This window comes from Streptomyces sp. NPDC053426, assembly GCF_055585405.1.
In genome coordinates this window covers 397,240-416,754 of record NZ_JBVJKE010000004.1, presented here as the reverse complement: position 1 = coordinate 416,754, position 19,515 = coordinate 397,240, and the positions used below count along the sequence as shown (strand labels likewise).

Below are 19,515 nucleotides of genomic sequence, written 5' to 3'. Positions count from 1 at the left end.
GCGCCCGGTCAGACGCCCCCGAGCGACTCGAACCGCCAGCGGTGCACCGGGCGGGCGGTCAAGTCGTCGGCCGGTTCCGGGAGTTCGGGGAGGTCCGCGTCGTACGGGGCGTCCCACCAGGTGATGACCAGGACGCGGTCCTGCGGGGCGCGGAAGGTCTCGCGGCGCAGGGGGCGCTCCGTCAGCTCCCGTGCCCGCTCCTCCGTCCAGGCCAGCAGCTCCGCTGCCCGGCCGGGCAGCGCCCGCGCCTCCCACATCAGTGCGACCGTCATGAGTACAGGTTGTCCTTGGCGGTCTCGTGCACGTGGTCGTGGGAGTGGGCGGTGCCCGGGACGTGCGGGTCCGTCACCGGGAGGGAGGAGTCGGCCGACAGGTCCCAGTCGGAGGCGGGGCGGCCCCGGGCGACCATCTCCGCGCCCAGCGCGGCGACCATCGCGCCGTTGTCCGTGCACAGCTTGGGGCGCGGCACGCGCAGCCGGATGCCGGCCGCCTCGCAGCGTTCCTGGGCCAGGGCCCGCAGGCGGGAGTTGGCGGCCACGCCGCCGCCGATCATCAGGTGGTCGACGCCCTCGTCCTTGCAGGCCCGTACGGCCTTTCGGGTGAGCACGTCCACGACCGCCTCCTGGAAGGACGCCGACACGTCGCGCACCGGCACCTCCTCCCCCGCGGCCCGCTTCGCCTCGATCCAGCGGGCCACGGCCGTCTTCAGCCCGGAGAAGGAGAAGTCGTACGCCGGGTCGCGCGGGCCGGTCAGTCCGCGCGGGAACGCGATCGCCTCCGGGTCGCCCTCGCGCGCGTACCGGTCGATGACCGGGCCGCCGGGGAAACCGAGGTTCAGCACACGGGCGATCTTGTCGAAGGCCTCGCCGGCCGCGTCGTCGATGGTCGCGCCGAGGGGGCGGACGTCGGAGGTGATGTCCGTGGAGAGCAGGAGCGAGGAGTGGCCGCCGGAGACCAGCAGCGCCATCGTCGGCTCGGGCAGCGCGCCGTGCTCCAACTGGTCGACGCAGATGTGCGAGGCGAGGTGGTTGACGCCGTAGAGCGGCTTGCCGAGGGCGTAGGCGTACGCCTTGGCCGCCGACACGCCGACCAGCAGCGCGCCCGCGAGTCCGGGCCCGGCGGTGACGGCGATGCCGTCGAGGTCGCGGGCGCTGACGCCCGCCTCCTTCAGCGCGCGTTCGATGGTGGGGACCATCGCCTCCAGGTGGGCGCGGCTCGCCACCTCCGGGACGACGCCGCCGAAGCGGGCGTGCTCGTCGACGCTGGAGGCGACGGCGTCCGCCAGCAGGGTGGTCCCGCGCACGACGCCGACACCGGTCTCGTCGCAGGAGGTCTCGATCCCCAGGACCAGGGGTTCGTCAGCCATTGGTTTCGGTTCCTTGTACGCCGTTCCCGTCGACGGGACTCGCCGGGTTCACAGAGGTGGACGGATCGGTCAGTCGCATCACCAGGGCGTCCACGTTCCCCGGCTGGTAGTAGCCGCGCCGGACGCCGATGGTCTCGAAGCCGAAGCGCTCGTAGAGCTTCTGGGCGCGCACGTTGTCGACCCGGCACTCCAGCAGCACCTCGGCGCACTCGAAGGCGGTCGCCGCCCGCAGCAGCTCGGTCAGCAGCCGCGAGCCGAGGCCGGTGCCCCAGTGGTCCCGGGTGACGGCGATGGTCTGCACGTCGGCCGCCTGGACGCTGTCGCCGTCGCCGGCCTCGCCGCCCTCGGACTCCGCGCCGGAGACGGTGAGGCCCGCGTAGCCGACGATCCGGTCGCCCTCCTGGGCGACGACATAGCTCCGCGTCGCCCCGGGTCCGCGCGCGTGGGCCAGTTCGGACCAGAACATCCCGCGCGACCAGGCGTCCTCGGGGAACAGGTCCCGCTCCAGCTCCAGTACGGAGTCGATGTCCCACCAGCGCATCTCGCGCAGCACGGCAGTGTCGGTTCCCGTCACTTGGGGGTGACCACCTTGTAGTTCTTGGGGACCTGGGCATCGGGCCGGCGCAGGTACAGCGGCCGGGGCGCGGGCAGTTCCCCGCCCGCCGCCAGCCGCTCGGCGGCCAGCCGGGCCAGCGCGGCGGCGGACACGTGCTCGGGCTCGTGCGCCTTGGGGAAGGTGTCCGGGTAGAGCAGCGCGCCCGCGCCGACGGCCGGGAGCCCGGCCACCCGGTCCGCGATGTCGGCGGGCCGGTCCACGGCGGGCTCGGTGAGGCGGGTGCGGGAGTCGGCGTAGCGCGCCCAGTAGACCTCCTTGCGGCGGGCGTCGGTCGCCACGACGAAGGGGCCCTCCAGGTCGGCCGCGTAGGCGAGGCCGTCCAGCGTGCACACACCGTGCACGGGCACGCCGAGCGCGAGCCCGAAGGTGTCCGCGGTCATCAGGCCGACGCGCAGCCCGGTGTACGGGCCGGGGCCGACGCCGACGACGATCCCGGTGACGGCGTCCAGCCGGGAGCCCGCCTCGGCGAGCACCCGGTCGACCGCCGGGAGCAGCAGCTCGCCGTGGCGGCGGGCGTCCACCTGGCTCGACGAGGCGATGACGTCGCGGCCGTCGTGCAGCGCGACGGTGACGGCGGGGGTGGCGGTATCCAGAGCGAGCAAGAGCACGCAAACAGCCTACGGCTCCCGAGCCCCGGCCACGGCCGCACGGGTCGGCCGGTCACGTACTGCTACGGTCACGACGGCGTACGCACATAACAGGGCAGAGCGGGACAGGGGTGACGGCACGGTGGCAGGCACCAGCTCGGCGGTCGTGGCGGGGCTGACCGCGGCGGCCCTCGCGACGATCGGCTACCTCGGCCACCGGGCGGCGGTGACCGCCCCGGCCGAGCTGCGCCGTCCGGCGCCCGGCACCGTGGCGGCCGTCCAGAAGACCCTCCGGGACACCGGCCACCCCGCCGCCCTGCCCGCACGGTCGGGGACGGGCGAACGGGTCGTGTACGCGCTGGACAGGGACCGGGTGTGGCTGGTCGAGGAGAGCGGCAAGGTGTGGCGCACCTACGGGGTCAGCCCCAGCACGGTGGACCCGGAGCCGGGCACCTACCGGGTCACGTCCCGGTCCAAGGCGGTCACCGGATCGGATGGCGTTCCGGTCGAGCACGTGGTGCGGTTCGCGTCCGTCGAGGGCACGGCGATCGGGTTCAGCGCGGCGCTCGACGGCTCGGCGCCGCGGCTCGACCCGGAGCAGCGGACGGGCGGCATCCGGGAGACGCGCGCGGACGGCGAGGCGATGTGGAGGTTCGCGACGATCGGGCAGGAGGTCGTCGTCGTTCGGTGAGCCCCGGAGCGCACCGAGGAGTCCCGGTGTGCCGGTGGGTCCCGGGGCGCGGTGTGCGCGTTCCGGCCGGATCGTGTGAACGGGGCCGTACATTCCGACAAGACGTCGGCAAGATGTTGCGTTCGGTGTCCCGGGCGTGGTCACATGGTATCCAGCTCGTGGTTAGGTCTACCTAACCACGCCCGCCCCCGTCCTTCAGGAGGCGTCCATGCCGGCCCACCAGAGCGCCCGCCGAACCACGGCGCAGTCGCGGCCACAGCCGGTCCCCGGCCTCTCCGGAATCCCGATGCGCGACCTGCTGGCGTCCTGCGCCGCGGCCGCCGCGGTCTCCACCCCGCCCCGCGCGCCGGAACCCCGGCCCTGCGAACCGGCGAAGGACCACCGCGAGGCCGCGTAGGCGTACGTGTAGGCGCGCGTAGGCGTACGTACGGAACCGGTCAGGCCGACAGCACGGTCAGGTCGGTCGTCGCCCAGCGTCCGCCCAGGCCGGTCACGGTCACCTGGCGCACCTCGTCGGTGGTGTCGCCGACCGCCCGGTGGATGACGACCTGGAGACGGTCCTCGGTCAGCTCCTCGACCTTGCCCTCGCCCCACTCCACGACGATCACCGACTCCGGCAGCGAGACGTCGAGGTCGAGGTCCTCCATCTCGTCCAGACCGCCGGAGAGCCGGTACGCGTCGACGTGGACCAGCGGCGGACCGTCCCCCAGGGACGGGTGCACCCGGGCGATCACGAACGTCGGCGAGGTGACCGCGCCCCGCACGCCGAGCCCTTCGCCCAGGCCCCGGGTCAGGGTCGTCTTGCCCGCGCCCAGCTCGCCCGAGAGCAGCACCAGGTCGCCGGCGCGCAGCAGCTTGGCGAGCCTGCGTCCCAGTTCGCGCATCTGCTCGGGGGAGGTGACGGTCAGCCCGACGGAGTTCGCGGTCGGTGTCGGCTCAGCCGGGTCGTGCGGTGCTGCTGCTTCCATAGCGACCAACGGTAGCCCCTGCGGGCACCGCACCCGCGCGGACGAGCAGGTCGGCGAGGCGGTCGGTGACCGCCTCCGGGTGCTCCAGCATCACCAGGTGCCCCGCGTCCGGGACGAGCACCAGTTCCGCGTCGGGCAGCAGATCGGCGATCGCCTCGCTGTGCTCGCTGGGCGTGACCAGGTCGTCCACCCCGGCCAGCACCAGCACCGGCAGACCGGCGAAGTGGGCGAGGGCCTCGGTCTTGTCGTGGTCGTTGAACGCCGGGTAGTACTCGGCGACCACGTCGATCGGCGTGCCCTCGATCATCCGCTCGGCGAACCGGGTGACCGCCGGGTCCACGTCCCGCGACGCGAACGAGTACCGCTTGATGATCCCCGCGAACAGATCCGCGGTGGCCCGGCGCCCCCGCTCCACCAGCTCGGCCCGCTGCCCCAGCGCCTTCAGCACCCCCGGCAGCACCCGCCGCACCGCGTTGACACCGGCCACCGGCAGCCCGAAGTTGACCTCCCCGAGCCGCCCCGACGACGTACCGACCAGGGCGACGCCCACCACCCGCTCCCGGATCAGCTCCGGGTACTGGTCGGCGAGGGCCATCACCGTCATCCCGCCCATGGAGTGACCGACCAGCACCAGCGGCCCCTCGGGCGCCGCCGCGTCGATGACGGCCTTCAGGTCCCGCCCCAGCTGCTCGATGGTGACCGGCTCGCCCCGCTCCACCTGCGCCGCGCCCCGCGCCGACCGGCCGTGGCTGCGCTGGTCCCAGTGCACGGTCCGTACGACGCCCCGCAGCGCGGCCCGCTGGAAGTGCCAGGAGTCCTGGTTGAGGCAGTAGCCGTGGCTGAAGACGACGGTGACCGGGGCGGGGGCCCTGCGCCCGAACAGCCGGCGCCGGCGCTCGGGGGTCGGGGCGGGGTCGAGGTCGTCGGCCTCGTAGTACAGCTCGGTGCCGTCATCGGCGTACGCCTTGCCGGGCGTGCCGCGCAGCGCGCCGTACGGTCCCGCGGAGTCGAGGGCGAGCCGGGCCTTCCTGCGCATGCCCCGGCCGACCGTCATCCGCTCTATCGCGACGCCCGCGGCGGCCCCGGTGGCGAGCACGCCTATCGCGACGCCCGCGACACCGGTGGCCCGGCGCCAGCCCCCGCCGGACGCGGAGGCGACGGCCGCGACGGCCTCCGCGCCGCCCTCGCTCACGTACCGCTCCCCTCGTCGACGTAGACGCGCGGGACGCGGGTTCCGATCCGGGTGACGATCTCGTACGCGATGGTCCCGGCCGCCTGTGCCCAGTCCTCGGCGGTGGGCTCGCCGCGGTCGCCGGGCCCGAAGAGGACGGCCTCGGCGCCCGGCCCCGGCTCGTCCCCGCCCAGGTCGACGACGAACTGGTCCATCGCGACCCGCCCGGCGACCGTGCGCCACTTGCCCTCGACCAGCACAGGACCGGTGGAGGAGGCGTGGCGCGGGATGCCGTCCGCGTAGCCGAGCGGGACGAGGCCGAGGGTGGTGGCGCCCGGGGTGACGTAGTGGTGGCCGTAGCTGACGCCGTGGCCGCCGGGGACGTGCTTCACCAGGGCCATCGAGGCGGACAGGGTCATCGCCGGGCGCAGTCCCAGGTCGGCGGGGGTGCCGATCTCGGGGCTGGGCGAGACGCCGTACATCGCGATGCCGGGGCGGACGAGGTCGAAGTGGCTCTCGGGGAGGGTGAGGGCGGCGGGCGAGTTGGCGATGTGCCGCACCTCGGGGTCGACGCCCTGTCCCTCCGCGTACGCGACCATCTCCCGGAACCGGGTGAGCTGGGCGGCGATGGAGGGGTGGCCCGGCTCGTCGGCGCAGGCGAAGTGCGACCACAGGCCGGTGACCTCGAGCAGCCCCTCGGCCTCGGCGCGCAGCGCGGCGGCGACCAGTTCCGTCCAGTCGTCGCCGGGCTGGCAGCCGCCCCGCCCGAGCCCGGTGTCGGCCTTGAGCTGCACCCGCGCGGGCCGCCCGGCGAGGCGGGCCGCCCTGGTCACCTCGTCCAACGCCCACATGCCGCTCAGGGACACGTCGAGGCCGGCCTCGACCGCCTCCCGCCAGGGCCCGCCGGGCGTCCACAGCCAGCACATGATCCGTACGCCGTCCGGCACCCCGGCACCGGGCGCGCGCAGCGCGAGCGCCTCCTGCGGGGTGGCGGTGCCCAGCCAGGTCGCCCCGGCCTCGACAGCCGCCCGCGCGCAGGGGGCCGCGCCGTGCCCGTATCCGTCGGCCTTGACCACGGCCATGAAGGCGGCACCGGGCGCCCGCTCACGCAGGGCCCGCACATTGGCCCGCACGGCGGCAAGGTCGATCTCGGCACGGGCCCGCAGCTCCGCACCTCCGGGGGCGACTGTCTCGTTCATCCGCCCCAGTCTCTCAGAGCCCCGTTCCTGGGGGCTGCCCCCGGATCCCCCGCAGACCGCGGGCAGTCGTGCCTCCCCCAGTGCCTCAAGGGTCTGGGAGGTGCCCCCAGCGGCACGGGTGGGCGATGGGGGCACCTCCCGCGTGAGCGGAGCCGAGCGTGGGGGAGGCACCCCGCAAGCGCCGGGCTGCGCAACCCACCCCCGCCCCACCCCCACGCCGAGCCCTCGCTCACCCCCGTACGACGTCCCGCCACGCCCCCGCGATCCCCTCCGCCACATCGTGCGCCCCCATCGGCGCCCCGTCCGCCGCGAACCGCCCCGCCAGCCCGTGCAGATACGCCCCCGCACTCGCCGCGTCCACCGCCGACAGCCCCGCCGCCAGCAGCGACCCGGCCAGCCCCGACAACACATCCCCGCTGCCGGCCGTGGCCAGCCACGACGTCCCCGTCGGATTCACCCGCACCACCCCGCCCCCCGAGGACGCGATCAGGGTCGTGGACCCCTTCAACAACACCGTCGCCCCGTACCGCCCCGCCAGCTCCCGCACAGCCGCCAGCCGGCCTCCCTCGACCTCCTCCCGCTCGACCCCGAGCAGCGCCGCCGCCTCCCCCGCGTGCGGAGTCATCAACGTCGGCGCCCGCCGCCCCCGCACCGCCGACGCCTCCGCCAGCCGCAGCCCGTCCGCGTCGATCAGCACCGGCACGTCCGCCGCCAGCACCTCCGCGACCGTCCCCGCGTCGTCCCCGGCCCCCGGTCCGACCACCCACGCCTGCACCCGCCCCGCGCGCCTCGGCCCCCCGTCCGACACCAGCGTCTCGGGAAAGCGGGCGATCACGGCCTGCCCGGCGGGGCCGGCGTACCGTACGGCCCCCGCCCCGCCCCGCAGCGCCCCCGCCACCGCGAGCACCGCCGCCCCCGGATACCGGGCGGACCCGGCGGCGATCCCGACGACACCCCGCCGGTACTTGTCGCTCTCGACGGCCGGCACCGGCAGCAGCCGGGCCACGTCCGCGTGCTGCAGCGCCTCCAGTTCCGGCTCCGCCGGGAGCGACAGCCCGATGTCGACCAGCCGCACCGACCCCGCGTACTCCCGCGCCGGATCGATCAGCAGCCCCGGTTTGTGCGTCCCGAAGGTCACCGTGAGGTCGGCCCGGACCGCCGCCCCCCGCACCTCCCCGGTGTCGGCGTCGACCCCGCTCGGCAGATCGACGGCGACCACGGCCGCCCGCGCCCGCCCGGCCGCGTCGGCGAGCGGCACCGCCTCCGGGCGCAGTCCGCCCTTGCCGCCGATCCCGACGATGCCGTCGACGACGAGATCGGCCCGTTCGATCAGCCCTTCGGCGCCGTCCGTGCCCGTGGTCCGCCCGCCCGCCCGGCGCAACGCCGCGAGCCCCCCGCCATGGGCGCGCTCCGGCGCGAGCAGCACCGCGCTCACGCCCGCCCCGCGCCGGGCGAGCCGGGCACCGGCGTACAGGGCGTCACCGCCGTTGTCCCCGCTGCCGACCAGCAGGACGACCCTGCTGCCGTACACCCGCCCCAGCACATCCGCGCAGGCAGCGGCGAGACCGGCGGCGGCGCGCTGCATCAGCGCCCCCTCCGGCAGCCGTGCCATCAGTTCCCGTTCCGTCGTCCTGACCGTCTCCACGCTGTACGCAGTACGCATGCGTCCGAGTCTCCCGCAGACGGCCCGTCGACTCCCGCAACGGAGAGGCGGACCGCTTGACTCCTTGCCATGCCCTTGCCAAACTCTCGGCCCCCCACAGGATGAATCGATTCAGTCGAATCGGTTCGACGACGGAAGCAGAGGCCCCATGGCACGCAGAGCCGCACTTCTCGCCGCAGCCGGCGCCACCGCACTCCTCACCGCAGCCGGCGTCATGACGGCCCCGGCGACCGCCGCCACCTCCCCCACGACCACCGCGTCCCCGGCCCCCGCCCGCGCCGCGGCCTGCGGCGACGGCTCCTACCAGGCCGAGGCCGTACTGAACGGCGGCACCTGGACCGCCAGGCGCGGCGGCAGCACGGTCTACACCGGCGGCGACATGCGCGCGGCCGTGCAGGCGGCGATCAGCAGCCTGTCCTCCGGCCGCACCAGCAAGGAACGGGTGGTGGTCCGCGGCTCGGGCTCCATCTCCGCCGGTTCCCGCATCTCGCTGCCGAGCTACACGGCCCTCGACGTCTGCGGCACCATCGACGTCACCGGCAGCGGCTCCGGCGACCAGGCCCCGGTCTACTCCCGCGGCACCCGCGACATCGAGGTGCAGCACCTCAACGTCACCGGCGCCCCGCTGTACGGCATCTTCATGCGCAACGTGCAGAACGTCGTCCTCGGCCAGATCGACATGCGCCTGACGCGCGGCCTCGGCGTCCGCATCGACAACCGCGGCGACACCAGCCAGTGGACGCGCAACGTGCGCATCGACGACGTGTACGTCTCCGGCGCGTCCAGCCACGCCGTGGAGACGTACGGCGTCGACGGCCTCACCATCGGCACGGTGACCGCCCGCAACGTCGGCGAGTCGGGGCTGCTGCTGAACCAGACCATCAACGCCACCGTCTCCAGGGTGGACGCGGAGAACGCGGGCACCGGCACCGGGTACGCCGCCTTCCGCATGGCCAACCGCAACGGCCGGATCGGCGGCTCCTACCCCACCAACATCCGCGTCGGCGAGGTCGTCGCGCGCGGCGGCGGACGGGGCGTGTTCTGCGTCTCGGAGAGCGGCGGCGCGACGATCGACAGGATCACGCTCTCGGACACGGGCAACAACGCGATCCTCATCGAGAACTGCTACAACGTGAACCTCGCCGCCCAGAGCGGCACGGTCACCGGCGGCGGCGAGATCCGCCTGGCCGCGCGCTCGGAGTTCCCGAACAACCGGGACATCACCGTCCAGAACCTCACGGTGACGAACTCGTCGATCCGCGAGAGCCCCTGCGGCGAGAACACGACGTTCCGCAACAACCGTCTGGTGAACAGCAGCCAGTCGGTCTGCTGACGAAAAGGGCGCGGGGTGCGGCCCGGTGAGCCGCACCCCGTCCCCGTCCGTCCGGTCTCAGTTCGTGGTGAGCATCCCCGCCCGCAGCCGCTTCAGCGTGCGGGACAGCAGCCGCGAGACGTGCATCTGGGAGCAGCCGAGCCGCTCGCCGATCTCCGCCTGCGTCAGTTCCTCCACGAACCGCCAGTGCACGATCTTGCGCTCGCGCTCGTCGAGGTCGGCGATCATCGGGGCGAGCGCGTGGAAGTCCTCGACCAGTTCCAGCGCGGCGTCCTCGGTGCCGATGAAGTCCGCGAGCACGCTCTCGCCGTCCGGCTCGCTGCCGATGGCGGCGTCCAGGGAGGCGGAGTTGTAGCCGTTGGAGGCGATCCGGGCCTCGTTGACCTCTTCCTCGGTCAGGCTCATCAGCTGCGCGAGTTCGGCGGTCGTGGGCGTGCGGCCCAGCCGGCTGCGCAGTTCCTCGGTGGCGCGGGCGAGCTGCACCCGGGCCTCCTGGAGCCGGCGCGGCACGTGCACGGACCACGAGGTGTCCCGGAAGAACCGCTTGATCTCGCCGACGATGTAGGGGATCGCGAAGGAGGTGAACTCCACCTCGCGGGAGAGCTCGAACCGGTCGATCGCCTTGATCAGCCCGATCATGCCGACCTGGACGATGTCCTCCATCTCCTCCGGCCCGCGGCTGCGGAACCGGCCGGCCGCGAAGCGGACCAGGGACATGTTCATCTCGATCAGCGTGTTGCGCGCGTACTGGTACTCGTGCGTGCCCTCCTCCAGCTCCGTGAGCCGGCGGAAGAACTGCTTGGACAGCTCCCGTGCGTCCTTCGGCGCGACCTGACCGGGATCGGCGACCTCCGGCAGCTCGGTCACCGTCTGAGCTCGGTCGGTCCGCGCCATCGTCGACGTCACTGTTCGCCCTCCCTGTTCGTTCGGCCCGGCTCGGGCACCGGCTCCACGCGTCTACCCCGGTCCATCCGAAGCACGCATCCGGGTCAACGACGGCGGTGGCGCAGCAGCCGTACGAGGGCGAACACGACGGTGAGCACGGCGGCGGCGACGAGGAGCGCGTCGCCCCAGAGAGGCAGGTCGACCCCGGTCCCGGGGAAGGAGAGCACGGGCCTCACCCCTCCGCGATCACGACCGCCGAGGCCACCCCGGCGTCATGGCTGAGCGAGACGTGCCAGGACCGTACGCCCAGCTCGGCGGCGCGCGCGGCCACCGTCCCCTTCACCCGCAGCCGCGGCTGCCCGCTGTCCTCGCACCACACCTCGGCATCGGTCCAGTACAGCCCCGCGGGCGCGCCGAGCGCCTTGGCGAGCGCCTCCTTGGCCGCGAACCGCGCGGCGAGCGAGGCGACACCGCGCCGCTCGCCGCTGGGCAGCAGCAGCTCGCTCTCCAGGAAGAGCCGCTGGGCCAGCGCGGGCGTCCGCTCCAACGACTCCGCGAACCGCTCGATCTCGGCCACGTCGATCCCGACTCCGATGATGCTCATGCGGGCACTTTATTGCGGTGGGGCGGGTGTGGGCGGGGTGAGCCCCCGGGAGATCGCGTCATGCCGGACGGTGCGGCCGGTCATGTACGCGGAAGGCGTGGGCCACCGGCACGTCCGACGCCTTCGTCAGGACCCCTGACCCGGCGACGGCGCGGTTCGGCGGCGGTAGTAGGCGATCCCGAGAGCGACGGTGACGGGTCCCCATGCGGCGATCGGGGTGAGGCACACCGTCGCAAGCGCCTGCCAGGCGTCGCTGGTGTATCCGGCGCTGTCGGCGATGCCGTACAGGGTGAGCCTGCGACCGTCGCCGATCGGGACGCTGGTGAACAGCAGGGTGAGGATCAGGCCGCCGAGGACGGCGGGGACGACGGCCGCCATCGGTCGGACGCGTCTGCCGCCGATGACCGGGATCCAGGTGGGCGCCACCTCTCCCCAGCCCCGGACCAGCCCGATGGTCAAGAACGCGATCGCTTCCGATAACACGCTGAGCCCGAGGACGTACGGGATGCTCACCCAATAGGGCGGCAGGCCGAGATCCTGGACCTGCCCCATCTCGAAGTGCACGGCGAAGGGCAGCCGCCACAGGCACGACGGCAGCAGAAGCAGCGGAAGCGCGTAGGCCAGGCGCATGGCCCAGCGGGGAACGGGCCGCTCGGTGTCACCGACGGACGGGGGCGTGTGAAGGATCTTCAGCTTCATGGCTTCATCCTCGTGAAGCAGGCACAACCAGGGATCACCCCCGTGGGCGGAACCGCTCCCCCCTGCGGCGGACGCTGCACCGGGCAGCGTCCGCCGCAGGGGGGACACTCGCCGTGTCGGCCTCGAGGTGCTTCACGAGCGGACACAGGGGGGTGCCTGCCGGCGCCGTCCGGCAGGCACGGCCCGATGAACTACCGCTCCGCGTCCGTCAGTCTCACTCGCGCCACGGAAGAAGCTCTGCCGGTCCAGGCCGCACCGCGAGGGCGAATCGACAGATCGGTCACGACCCGACGCGCTCCCCGGGGTTTGTCCGGCAGGTCCGGTCGCCCTCAAAACGGCCAGGAGCCCCTGTGGCCCCGTTCAGCGGCCTGGGTGGCCCTGGCTCACCTCGTACAGGAAGCCCAGGGTCCGGAGGAAGGCCTCCCGGTCGGCGGCGGGGACCTGTTCGAGCAGGCGCTCCTCACCCTCCCGGACGGCGGTCCGGACGGTGTCCCGGAGTCGGCGGCCCTCGGGAGTGAGGGAGAGCAGGCGCACCCGGCGGTCCTCGGGGTCGGGCCGGCGGGTCAGCAGCTCGCGGGACTCCAAGTCGTCGAGCACGGCGATGATCCGGGTCTTGTCGGCGTGGATGGCCTCGGCCAGTGCGGCCTGGGTGCGAAGTGGTGTCTCGTCGAGGTGGGACAGCACCGCGTACGCCCACATGGTCAGGCCGTGCGCGTCGAGAACCGGCCGTTCGGCGGCCATGAGGGCACGCCCCAGAGGGACGACCATGGCGGCGAGGTCGGGGCGGGGCGTGTTCCCGGGAGCTGCGTTCATCCGAGGAAGGTACCCGTTGACAGACCATACGCTCACACAGATCATAAGCACATGCATATGAAGTTGTTGAGATCGTCCTGGACACCCGGGCCGGACCACGGCCGGGACGGCTCCGTCCTGGTCAGCGTCACCGACTTCAGACTCGACCGGGTGATGGACCTGCCCGGTGTCCACCGCGCGGCCCGACAGCTCGCGAACGGCTGGCCGGAGCTGGAAGGGGCGTACGGGATGTGGCTCTGGGCGCGTCCCGTCGCCCGGCGCTGCGGTGCCGTGGCCGTCTGGCGGAACGAGGCCGCCCTGAACCGTTTCATCGCCTGGCGGCCGCACGTGGAGATCATGCGCGCGTACCGGGGGAGGGGTGCCCTGACCTCCACCACCTGGCGCTCGGACGTGTTCGACCCGGCGGAGACCTGGGCCCGCGCCCGCGCCTGTCTCCTCACCTGAGTCCGTCCGGTCGGGGACCGACGGGGAGACTCGCGCTACGGCGCACGGGCGCGCAGGCACCATGACCCACGTGGGGGCGGTCCCGTTGCCGAGCCGGACACGGTCGTGCGCGACGTACCCCACGGCTCGGCCCTCGTCGACTCCGTCGAGATCACGACCCGCCCCGACCGCACGGCTGTCCGCGACTCGAAAGCCCCGGCCAGGGCGACCCTCGCCTTCCCGGCCGGAGCGTTCGCCGCCTTCCTGGACGGCGCGAAGACCTACTCCACCGTCACCGACTTCGCCAGGTTCCGCGGCTGATCCACCTCGTTCCCCCGCGCCGTCGCCAGCTCGCACGCGAAGACCTGGAGCGGCACCGTCGCCACCAGGGGCTGGAGCAGTGTCGGGGTGGCCGGGATGCGGATGAGGTGGTCGGCGTACTCGGCGACCGCCTCGTCGCCCTCCTCCGCGATGACGATCGTGCGCGCACCCCGTGCGCGGATCTCCTGGATGTTGGAGACGATCTTGTCGTGGAGGACGGAGCGGCCGCGTGGCGACGGGACGACCACGACCACCGGCAGGTCGTCCTCGATCAGCGCGATCGGGCCGTGCTTCAGCTCGCCCGCCGCGAAACCCTCCGCGTGCATGTACGCGAGTTCCTTCAGCTTCAGCGCGCCCTCCAGCGCGACCGGGTAGCCGACGTGCCGGCCCAGGAACAGCACCGTGTTCTTCGCGGCCAGCGATCGCGCCAGTTCCCGTACCGGCTCCATCGTCTCCAGGACGCGCTCCACCGCACCGGAGATCGACGACAGGTCCCGTACCACCGCACGGATCTCGTCCGCCCACTTGGTGCCCCGCACCTGGCCCAGGTACAGCGCGACCAGGTAGCAGGCGACGAGCTGGGTCAGGAACGCCTTGGTCGAGGCGACCGCGACCTCCGGGCCGGCGTGCGTGTACAGCACGGCGTCGGACTCGCGCGGGATCGTGGAACCGTTGGTGTTGCAGATCGCCAGCACGTGCGCGCCCTGCTCGCGGGCGTGGCGCAGGGCCATCAGCGTGTCCATGGTCTCGCCGGACTGGGAGATGGCGACGACGAGGGTCTGCTGGTCGAGGATCGGGTCCCGGTAGCGGAACTCGCTCGCGAGTTCCACCTCGCAGGGGATCCTGGTCCAGTGCTCGATGGCGTACTTGGCGATCAGCCCAGCGTGGAAGGCCGTACCGCAGGCGACGATGACGACCTTGTCGATCTCGCGCAGGACGTTCGCCGGGATGCGGACCTCGTCCAGGGTCAGTGAGCCCGACCCGTCGATACGGCCCAGCAGGGTGTCGGCGACCGCCTTCGGCTGCTCGGCGATCTCCTTGAGCATGAAGTAGTCGTAGCCGCCCTTCTCTGCGGCGGAGGCGTCCCAGTCGACGTGGTACTCGCGGACGTCGGCCGCGCCCCCGTCGAAGTCGGTGACCGTCACCGCGTCCCGGCGCAGCTCGACCACCTGGTCCTGCCCCAGCTCGACGGCGTCCCGCGTGTGCGCGATGAACGCCGCCACGTCCGAGGCGAGGAAGGCCTCCCCCTCCCCCACGCCCACCACCAGCGGGGAGTTGCGGCGCGCGCCGACCACCACGTCCGGCTCGTCCGCGTGGACGGCGACCAGGGTGAACGCGCCCTCCAGGCGCCGGCAGACCAGCCGCATCGCCTCCGCGAGGTCGGCACAGGCGGAGAACTCCTCGGCGAGGAGGTGGGCGACGACCTCGGTGTCCGTCTCGGAGACGAGGTCGTGGCCGCGCTCGGCCAGCTCGGCGCGCAGGGCGGCGAAGTTCTCGATGATGCCGTTGTGGACGACGGCGACCCGGCCCGCGTTGTCGAGGTGCGGGTGGGCGTTGGCGTCCGTCGGGCCGCCGTGGGTGGCCCAGCGGGTGTGCCCGATGCCGGTGGTCCCGGTCGGCAGCGGCCGTTCGGCCAGCTCCTTCTCCAGGTTGACGAGTTTCCCGGCCCGCTTGGCGGTGGCCAGCCCGCCGTCGGCCAGCACGGCGACGCCCGCCGAGTCGTATCCCCGGTACTCCAGCCGCTTCAGTCCGGCCGTCACGACGCTCAGCGCCGACTGCGGCCCCACATAGCCCACGATTCCGCACATGCCCGGCAGCCTACGGTCCGTCAGTCGCCGGAAAAGGCCTTCGCCTGCCCGAAATCGGAAATTCCCACCGGTGCACGAAGGCGTCCGGGCACCGGCGGGAACGGAACGCGGGAACCGGGATGCGTCAGGCGAGCTTGCCGAGCTGGGCGTCGGAGACCGCCGTCGGGAAGTCGAAGTCCTCGCCGGTGACGGCGGAGGCGAAGTTGGTGACGGTGAAGGAGGCGACGGTGGCGCCCTTGCGCGCGACGACCAGCTTCATGGGCGTCTTCACGTCCTCGTCCGCGGCCAGGAGCGCCGTGACCGCGACCGCCTCGTCGGCACCGCCGGGCGCCTCGGTCTTCTCGACCGACAGGATCTTGAACGGCTCGCCCATGGCGTCGTAGGTGAAGCCTCCGGCGCACTTGCCGGCGGCGGCGTCCACGTCCTTGATGACCTGCTCGGCGCCGCCGTCCTCGTAGGAGGCGAGCGTGACGACCATCTTCTCCGCGCCGAGTCCGGCGAGCAGGGCCTCGTCGGGGCCGGCGTCCGCGGCCGGCTTCTCCGGCTCGCCCGTCCAGGAACGCTTCACCGTGGCGGCCGGCGAGCCGGCGGGCACGCCCATCTGCAGGTGGGCGAGCGGCTGGCAGGCCGCGTCCTGCGCCTTGACCTTGTCGGCGGCGATGTCGTCCGTGGCGGGCACCTCCGTCACCTTGCCGTCCTTGACGTCCGCCTGCGCCAGCGCGGCCTTCTCCAGCTCGGCGGCGGTCAGCGCCTTGGCCGCCGGCGCGGCGGAGGCGGAGGCGCTCGACTCCGTCTTGCCCTTGCCGTCGCCGGCCTTGTCCTCGTCGCCGGAGCCACCGCAGGCGGTGGCGAGCAGGGCGAGCGCGGCGGCGGAGGCGGCGAGCACGGTACGGCGGACGGCGATGGTTCTCACGGGGGACTCTTTCTCGAAGGCGCGGAGGAATCCGCAGCGCATTGCGCGCACTTTAAACGGATCTCACACACAGCCGCCGCACAGATGATCATCAGGCGATCACCCGGTATGCGACCGTGACAACCGCGTGACCTCGGAGGACTGCGGGCGACCGCCGCACGTGACACAGCCCGCCTGCCGCCGGCGGATCCGGTGTCAGCCGAGCTTGGCGACCTGTGCGTCGACGACGTCCGCGGGGACCTCGAAGTCCGCGCCGGTCATCATGGCGGAGAGGTTGACGGCGCTGAAGGAAGCGAGCGTGGAGCCCTTGCGGACCACGACGATCTTCATGGGACCGTTGGCGTCCTTGCCGATGTCCACGCCGAGCGTGACGGCGACCGCCTCGTCCCCGCCCTCGGGCGCGGCGGTCGTGGCGGCTTCGGCGACCTTCAGTTCGTCGCCTCCCATGGACGCCGTGAAACCGCCGGCGCACTTCTCGGCGGCCGCCTTCAGTTCCGCGAGCGCCTTCTCGGCGCCTCCGTCCTCGTAGGAGGCGAGGTTCAGCATGATCTTGTCCACGCCGATGGTGGTCATGTCCTGCCCGTCCGGACCCGAACCCTCGGACGGCGTCTCCGTCTGACCCGTCCAGGAGCGCTTCACGTTCGCCGCCGGCTCGCCCTGGGCCACCGCGGCCTGGGCGTGGACGAGCGGCAGGCAGGCCTCGTCGTCCGCCGAGACCTGGTCCTTGGCGACGTCGTCCTCCGCCGGGACCTTGGTGGTGACCTCGCCGTTCTTGACGTCGGCCTGGGCGAGGGCGACCTTCTCCAGCTCGGCGGCGGTCAGCGCCCCGCCCGCCGGGGCGGCCTCGTCGGTCTTGTCCGCCGGGGCGGACCGGTCCGCCCCGGCCTTGGCGTCACCGGCCGCGCCGTCGTCGTCGGACGACCCGCCGCAGGCGGTGGCGAGCAGGGTCAGCACGGCGGCGGAGGCCGCGAGGGCGGTGCGGCGGACAACGGTCGATTTCACGTCGGCACTCTTTCGTCGTATCGCGTCGGAGTCTGTTGAGGCATGTCGGGACCGGAGCACGGCTCCGTTCGATCTTGAACGCACCGTACACACGGCAATCGCACAGACGATCGAAAACCGGCGGCCCGAGACCCGACCGTGACCTCGACGGGGCCGTCGGCCACGGCGGGCCGGCCGGCGTGACACACCCCACCTGCCGCCCTGTTCGAACTCCGTTAACAATGGACTGTGATCTCTCCGGTCTCCTCGATACCCCGGAGCGCCCACCGGCAGCGGCCGGAGGCGACTCCCTACGTGGACCTCACCCGCGCCGAGTGGAGCGCGCTGCGCGACAAGACTCCGCTGCCCCTGTCGGCGGCGGAGGTCGAACAGCTGCGCGGCCTCGGTGACGTCATCGACCTCGACGAGGTGCGGGACATCTACCTCCCGCTGTCCCGGCTGCTCAACCTCTACGTCGGCGCCACCGACGGCCTGCGGGGCGCGCTGAACACGTTCCTCGGCGAGCAGGGCTCCCAGTCCGGCACCCCGTTCGTCATAGGGGTCGCCGGTTCGGTGGCGGTCGGCAAGTCCACGGTCGCCCGTCTCCTGCGCGCCCTGCTCTCCCGCTGGCCCGAGCACCCGCGCGTGGAACTGGTGACGACGGACGGGTTCCTGCTGCCGACGAAGGAGCTCCAGGAGCGGGGCCTGATGTCGCGGAAAGGTTTCCCCGAGTCGTACGACCGCCGCGCGCTGACCCGTTTCGTCGCCGACGTCAAGGCGGGCAAGGAGGAGGTCTCCGCCCCCGTCTACTCCCACCTGATCTACGACATCGTGCCCGGCGAGAAGCTCACCGTGCGCCGCCCGGACATCCTGATCGTCGAGGGACTCAACGTCCTCCAGCCGGCCCTGCCCGGCCAGGACGGCCGCACGCGCGTGGGCCTCGCCGACTACTTCGACTTCAGCGTGTACGTCGACGCCCGCGCGGAGGACATCGAGCGCTGGTACCTCAACCGCTTCAAGCGGCTGCGCGAGACCGCGTTCCAGGACCCGTCGTCGTACTTCCGCAAGTACACCCAGGTCTCCGAGGAGGAGGCCCTCGACTACGCCCGCACGATGTGGCGCACCATCAACAAGCCCAACCTCGTGGAGAACATCGCCCCGACCCGGGGCCGGGCCACGCTGGTGCTGCGCAAGGGCCCCGACCACAAGGTGCAGCGCCTCAGCCTGCGCAAACTCTGACCGCTACGCTGCCGTCATGCTGCACCTGCGACTGATCGCACCGGCCGAGAAGACCGATGACGTGGTCCGACTGATCGAGGGGACGATCGGCACCGCGCATCTGTGCGTGCTGCCGGGTGCGGCCCGCGATCCCGCGGGGGACGTGGTGATGTGCGACGTGGCGCGGGAGGCCGGTGAGACCCTGCTCGGCGGGCTGCGGCGGCTGGGGCTGGACACGAGCGGTTCCATCGCCGTGGAGAACATCGACCTGGCGCTGTCGAAGCGGGCCGAGAAGGCGGAGGAGGAAGCGCCGGGCGAGCCCGCGGACGCGGTGCTGTGGGAGGAACTGACCGAGGCCACCCACGAGGAGTCGACGCTCTCGGTCACCTACCTCGCGTTCCTCACGCTGGCCACGATGATCGCGGCCTGTGGCGTGGTGCTGGACAACTCGATCCTGATCGTGGGCGCGATGGCGGTGGGCCCGGAGTTCGGACCGCTGGCCGGCATCTCCACCGCGGCCGTACAGCGGCAGCCCCGTCTCGCGCTGCGCTCGGTGATCGCCCTGCTGGTGGGCTTCGTGGTGGCGATGGCGGTGACGGTGGCCTTCAGCCTCTTCATGGACGCGGTCGGGCTGTTCACCAAGGAGCAGCTGGAGGGCGAGCGGCCGCAGACCGGCTTCGTGTACGCCCCCGACTGGTTCTCGTTCGTGGTGGCGGTACTGGCGGGCGCGGCCGGCACGCTCTCGCTGACGTCCGCGAAGTCCGGCGCGCTGGTCGGTGTCGCCATCTCGGTGACGACGGTGCCGGCCGCCGCGAACGCCGCGGTGGCGTTGAGCTACGGGGACACGGTGCAGACCTGGGGGTCGACCGAGCAGTTGCTGCTCAACCTCTTCGGCATCGTCCTGGCGGGCACCGCCACCCTGCTGGCGCAGAAGTACTTCTGGGCCAGACAGCACGAGCGGCTGCGCAGGCGGGCGCGCGCCTGACGGACCCCGGGCAACCATTGCCCAATATCGGCCAACTTCGGTCAACATCCGCCCGCTTCGATCACCACTCGAACACCGGAACTTCACATGCGCCCCTTGAGGCGTGCCGAAACGGAGAACAAGGAAGGCTACCGGCCGGTAGCCGAGATCCCGCCAACCTTCTCCGGCGGCGGAACCGTCCGCTCTTCCCCGTAGCCGGGCCGCTGCCTAGTGTTACGCCCGCGCGGCCGGACCCGACCAGTCCGCTCCGCGCACAGCCATCAGCGACCGG

General features: G+C 72.8%; 23 protein-coding genes. 7 read left to right on the top strand and 16 right to left on the bottom strand.

Going from position 1 to position 19,515, the window contains the following annotated elements:
• Positions 1-8 precede the first annotated feature (8 nt).
• From ACZ62B_RS11450 to tsaB, 4 genes are read right to left on the bottom strand one after another with little or no spacing between them, the layout of a single operon-like run.
• A complete protein-coding gene (locus tag ACZ62B_RS11450; RefSeq protein WP_469689983.1) occupies positions 9-272 on the bottom strand; it encodes a hypothetical protein in 264 nt (87 codons plus the stop codon).
• Positions 269-1,366: a tRNA (adenosine(37)-N6)-threonylcarbamoyltransferase complex transferase subunit TsaD gene (gene tsaD, locus ACZ62B_RS11445; RefSeq protein WP_469689981.1), complete on the bottom strand. Its 1,098-nt coding sequence runs from the start codon at positions 1,364-1,366 to the stop codon at positions 269-271. The genes ACZ62B_RS11450 and tsaD overlap by 4 nt, the downstream gene beginning before the upstream one ends.
• Positions 1,359-1,940, bottom strand: a complete 582-nt coding sequence (gene rimI, locus ACZ62B_RS11440) for a ribosomal protein S18-alanine N-acetyltransferase (RefSeq protein WP_344557888.1) — start codon at positions 1,938-1,940, stop codon at positions 1,359-1,361. Before rimI ends, tsaD begins: the two co-directional genes overlap by 8 nt.
• Entirely contained in the window at positions 1,937-2,590 is a 654-nt protein-coding gene (tsaB, locus tag ACZ62B_RS11435; RefSeq protein WP_344557899.1) for a tRNA (adenosine(37)-N6)-threonylcarbamoyltransferase complex dimerization subunit type 1 TsaB, read from the bottom strand. Before tsaB ends, rimI begins: the two co-directional genes overlap by 4 nt.
• A gap of 121 nt (positions 2,591-2,711) precedes the next feature.
• On the opposite strand from tsaB, the gene ACZ62B_RS11430 reads away from it, so the two are divergent.
• Positions 2,712-3,260, top strand: coding sequence for a hypothetical protein (locus ACZ62B_RS11430; protein ID WP_468722173.1), 549 nt, complete (start codon positions 2,712-2,714; stop codon positions 3,258-3,260).
• Between the two features lie 208 nt (positions 3,261-3,468).
• Positions 3,469-3,657 carry a hypothetical protein gene (locus ACZ62B_RS11425; protein WP_344557903.1) on the top strand — a complete coding sequence of 63 codons (189 nt, stop codon included), beginning with the start codon at positions 3,469-3,471 and terminating at the stop codon, positions 3,655-3,657.
• A gap of 40 nt (positions 3,658-3,697) precedes the next feature.
• On the opposite strand, the gene tsaE is transcribed toward ACZ62B_RS11425, so the two are convergent.
• From tsaE to ACZ62B_RS11405, 4 genes are all read right to left on the bottom strand, one after another.
• A complete protein-coding gene (tsaE, locus tag ACZ62B_RS11420; protein ID WP_344557913.1) occupies positions 3,698-4,228 on the bottom strand; it encodes a tRNA (adenosine(37)-N6)-threonylcarbamoyltransferase complex ATPase subunit type 1 TsaE in 531 nt (176 codons plus the stop codon).
• Positions 4,197-5,420: an alpha/beta fold hydrolase gene (locus tag ACZ62B_RS11415; protein ID WP_469689977.1), complete on the bottom strand. Its 1,224-nt coding sequence runs from the start codon at positions 5,418-5,420 to the stop codon at positions 4,197-4,199. The genes tsaE and ACZ62B_RS11415 overlap by 32 nt, the downstream gene beginning before the upstream one ends.
• Positions 5,417-6,598 carry an alanine racemase gene (gene alr, locus ACZ62B_RS11410; protein WP_468884647.1) on the bottom strand — a complete coding sequence of 394 codons (1,182 nt, stop codon included), beginning with the start codon at positions 6,596-6,598 and terminating at the stop codon, positions 5,417-5,419. Before alr ends, ACZ62B_RS11415 begins: the two co-directional genes overlap by 4 nt.
• 229 nt (positions 6,599-6,827) lie before the next feature.
• Positions 6,828-8,261 (bottom strand): NAD(P)H-hydrate dehydratase, encoded by a 1,434-nt coding sequence (locus tag ACZ62B_RS11405; protein WP_469689974.1) that lies wholly within the window; start codon positions 8,259-8,261, stop codon positions 6,828-6,830.
• Between the two features lie 148 nt (positions 8,262-8,409).
• Here ACZ62B_RS11405 and ACZ62B_RS11400 point away from each other — a divergent pair, with 148 nt between their 5' ends.
• Positions 8,410-9,594, top strand: a complete 1,185-nt coding sequence (locus ACZ62B_RS11400; protein WP_469689972.1) for a hypothetical protein — start codon at positions 8,410-8,412, stop codon at positions 9,592-9,594.
• Between the two features lie 57 nt (positions 9,595-9,651).
• On the opposite strand, the gene ACZ62B_RS11395 is transcribed toward ACZ62B_RS11400, so the two are convergent.
• The 5 genes from ACZ62B_RS11395 to ACZ62B_RS11375 form a co-directional block, all read right to left on the bottom strand.
• Entirely contained in the window at positions 9,652-10,488 is an 837-nt protein-coding gene (locus tag ACZ62B_RS11395) for an RNA polymerase sigma factor SigF (protein ID WP_344558071.1), read from the bottom strand.
• Positions 10,489-10,583: 95 nt separating this feature from the next.
• The gene (locus ACZ62B_RS11390) at positions 10,584-10,706 is read right to left on the bottom strand and encodes a hypothetical protein (protein WP_469689971.1); all 123 of its coding nucleotides are present in this window, start codon (positions 10,704-10,706) and stop codon (positions 10,584-10,586) included.
• A 5-nt stretch (positions 10,707-10,711) separates the two neighbouring features.
• Complete coding sequence (locus ACZ62B_RS11385; RefSeq protein ID WP_073932735.1) at positions 10,712-11,083, bottom strand: holo-ACP synthase; 372 nt, start codon at positions 11,081-11,083, stop codon at positions 10,712-10,714.
• A gap of 126 nt (positions 11,084-11,209) precedes the next feature.
• Positions 11,210-11,782 carry a hypothetical protein gene (locus tag ACZ62B_RS11380; protein ID WP_469689969.1) on the bottom strand — a complete coding sequence of 191 codons (573 nt, stop codon included), beginning with the start codon at positions 11,780-11,782 and terminating at the stop codon, positions 11,210-11,212.
• 360 nt (positions 11,783-12,142) lie between these two features.
• The gene (locus ACZ62B_RS11375) at positions 12,143-12,595 is read right to left on the bottom strand and encodes a MarR family winged helix-turn-helix transcriptional regulator (RefSeq protein ID WP_344557924.1); all 453 of its coding nucleotides are present in this window, start codon (positions 12,593-12,595) and stop codon (positions 12,143-12,145) included.
• A 57-nt stretch (positions 12,596-12,652) separates the two neighbouring features.
• On the opposite strand from ACZ62B_RS11375, the gene ACZ62B_RS11370 reads away from it, so the two are divergent.
• Together ACZ62B_RS11370 and ACZ62B_RS11365 are read left to right on the top strand one after the other, a co-directional pair.
• A complete protein-coding gene (locus tag ACZ62B_RS11370; protein WP_468722184.1) occupies positions 12,653-13,039 on the top strand; it encodes a hypothetical protein in 387 nt (128 codons plus the stop codon).
• A 105-nt stretch (positions 13,040-13,144) separates the two neighbouring features.
• Positions 13,145-13,339 carry a DUF397 domain-containing protein gene (locus ACZ62B_RS11365; RefSeq protein WP_469689967.1) on the top strand — a complete coding sequence of 65 codons (195 nt, stop codon included), beginning with the start codon at positions 13,145-13,147 and terminating at the stop codon, positions 13,337-13,339.
• Here the strand turns inward: ACZ62B_RS11365 and glmS are convergent.
• The 3 genes from glmS to ACZ62B_RS11350 form a co-directional block, all read right to left on the bottom strand.
• Positions 13,300-15,147 carry a glutamine--fructose-6-phosphate transaminase (isomerizing) gene (gene glmS / locus ACZ62B_RS11360; protein ID WP_344557929.1) on the bottom strand — a complete coding sequence of 616 codons (1,848 nt, stop codon included), beginning with the start codon at positions 15,145-15,147 and terminating at the stop codon, positions 13,300-13,302. The genes ACZ62B_RS11365 and glmS overlap by 40 nt on opposite strands.
• 124 nt (positions 15,148-15,271) lie before the next feature.
• Complete coding sequence (locus ACZ62B_RS11355; protein WP_344557931.1) at positions 15,272-16,060, bottom strand: hypothetical protein; 789 nt, start codon at positions 16,058-16,060, stop codon at positions 15,272-15,274.
• A gap of 195 nt (positions 16,061-16,255) precedes the next feature.
• Positions 16,256-17,062 carry a hypothetical protein gene (locus tag ACZ62B_RS11350; RefSeq protein WP_469689964.1) on the bottom strand — a complete coding sequence of 269 codons (807 nt, stop codon included), beginning with the start codon at positions 17,060-17,062 and terminating at the stop codon, positions 16,256-16,258.
• Positions 17,063-17,290: 228 nt separating this feature from the next.
• On the opposite strand from ACZ62B_RS11350, the gene coaA reads away from it, so the two are divergent.
• On the top strand, positions 17,291-18,280 hold the full coding sequence (gene coaA / locus ACZ62B_RS11345) for a type I pantothenate kinase (protein WP_344557935.1): 990 nt from the start codon (positions 17,291-17,293) through the stop codon (positions 18,278-18,280).
• A gap of 16 nt (positions 18,281-18,296) precedes the next feature.
• Positions 18,297-19,244 carry a DUF389 domain-containing protein gene (locus tag ACZ62B_RS11340; RefSeq protein ID WP_468722188.1) on the top strand — a complete coding sequence of 316 codons (948 nt, stop codon included), beginning with the start codon at positions 18,297-18,299 and terminating at the stop codon, positions 19,242-19,244.
• The last annotated feature ends 271 nt before the right edge of the window (positions 19,245-19,515 follow it).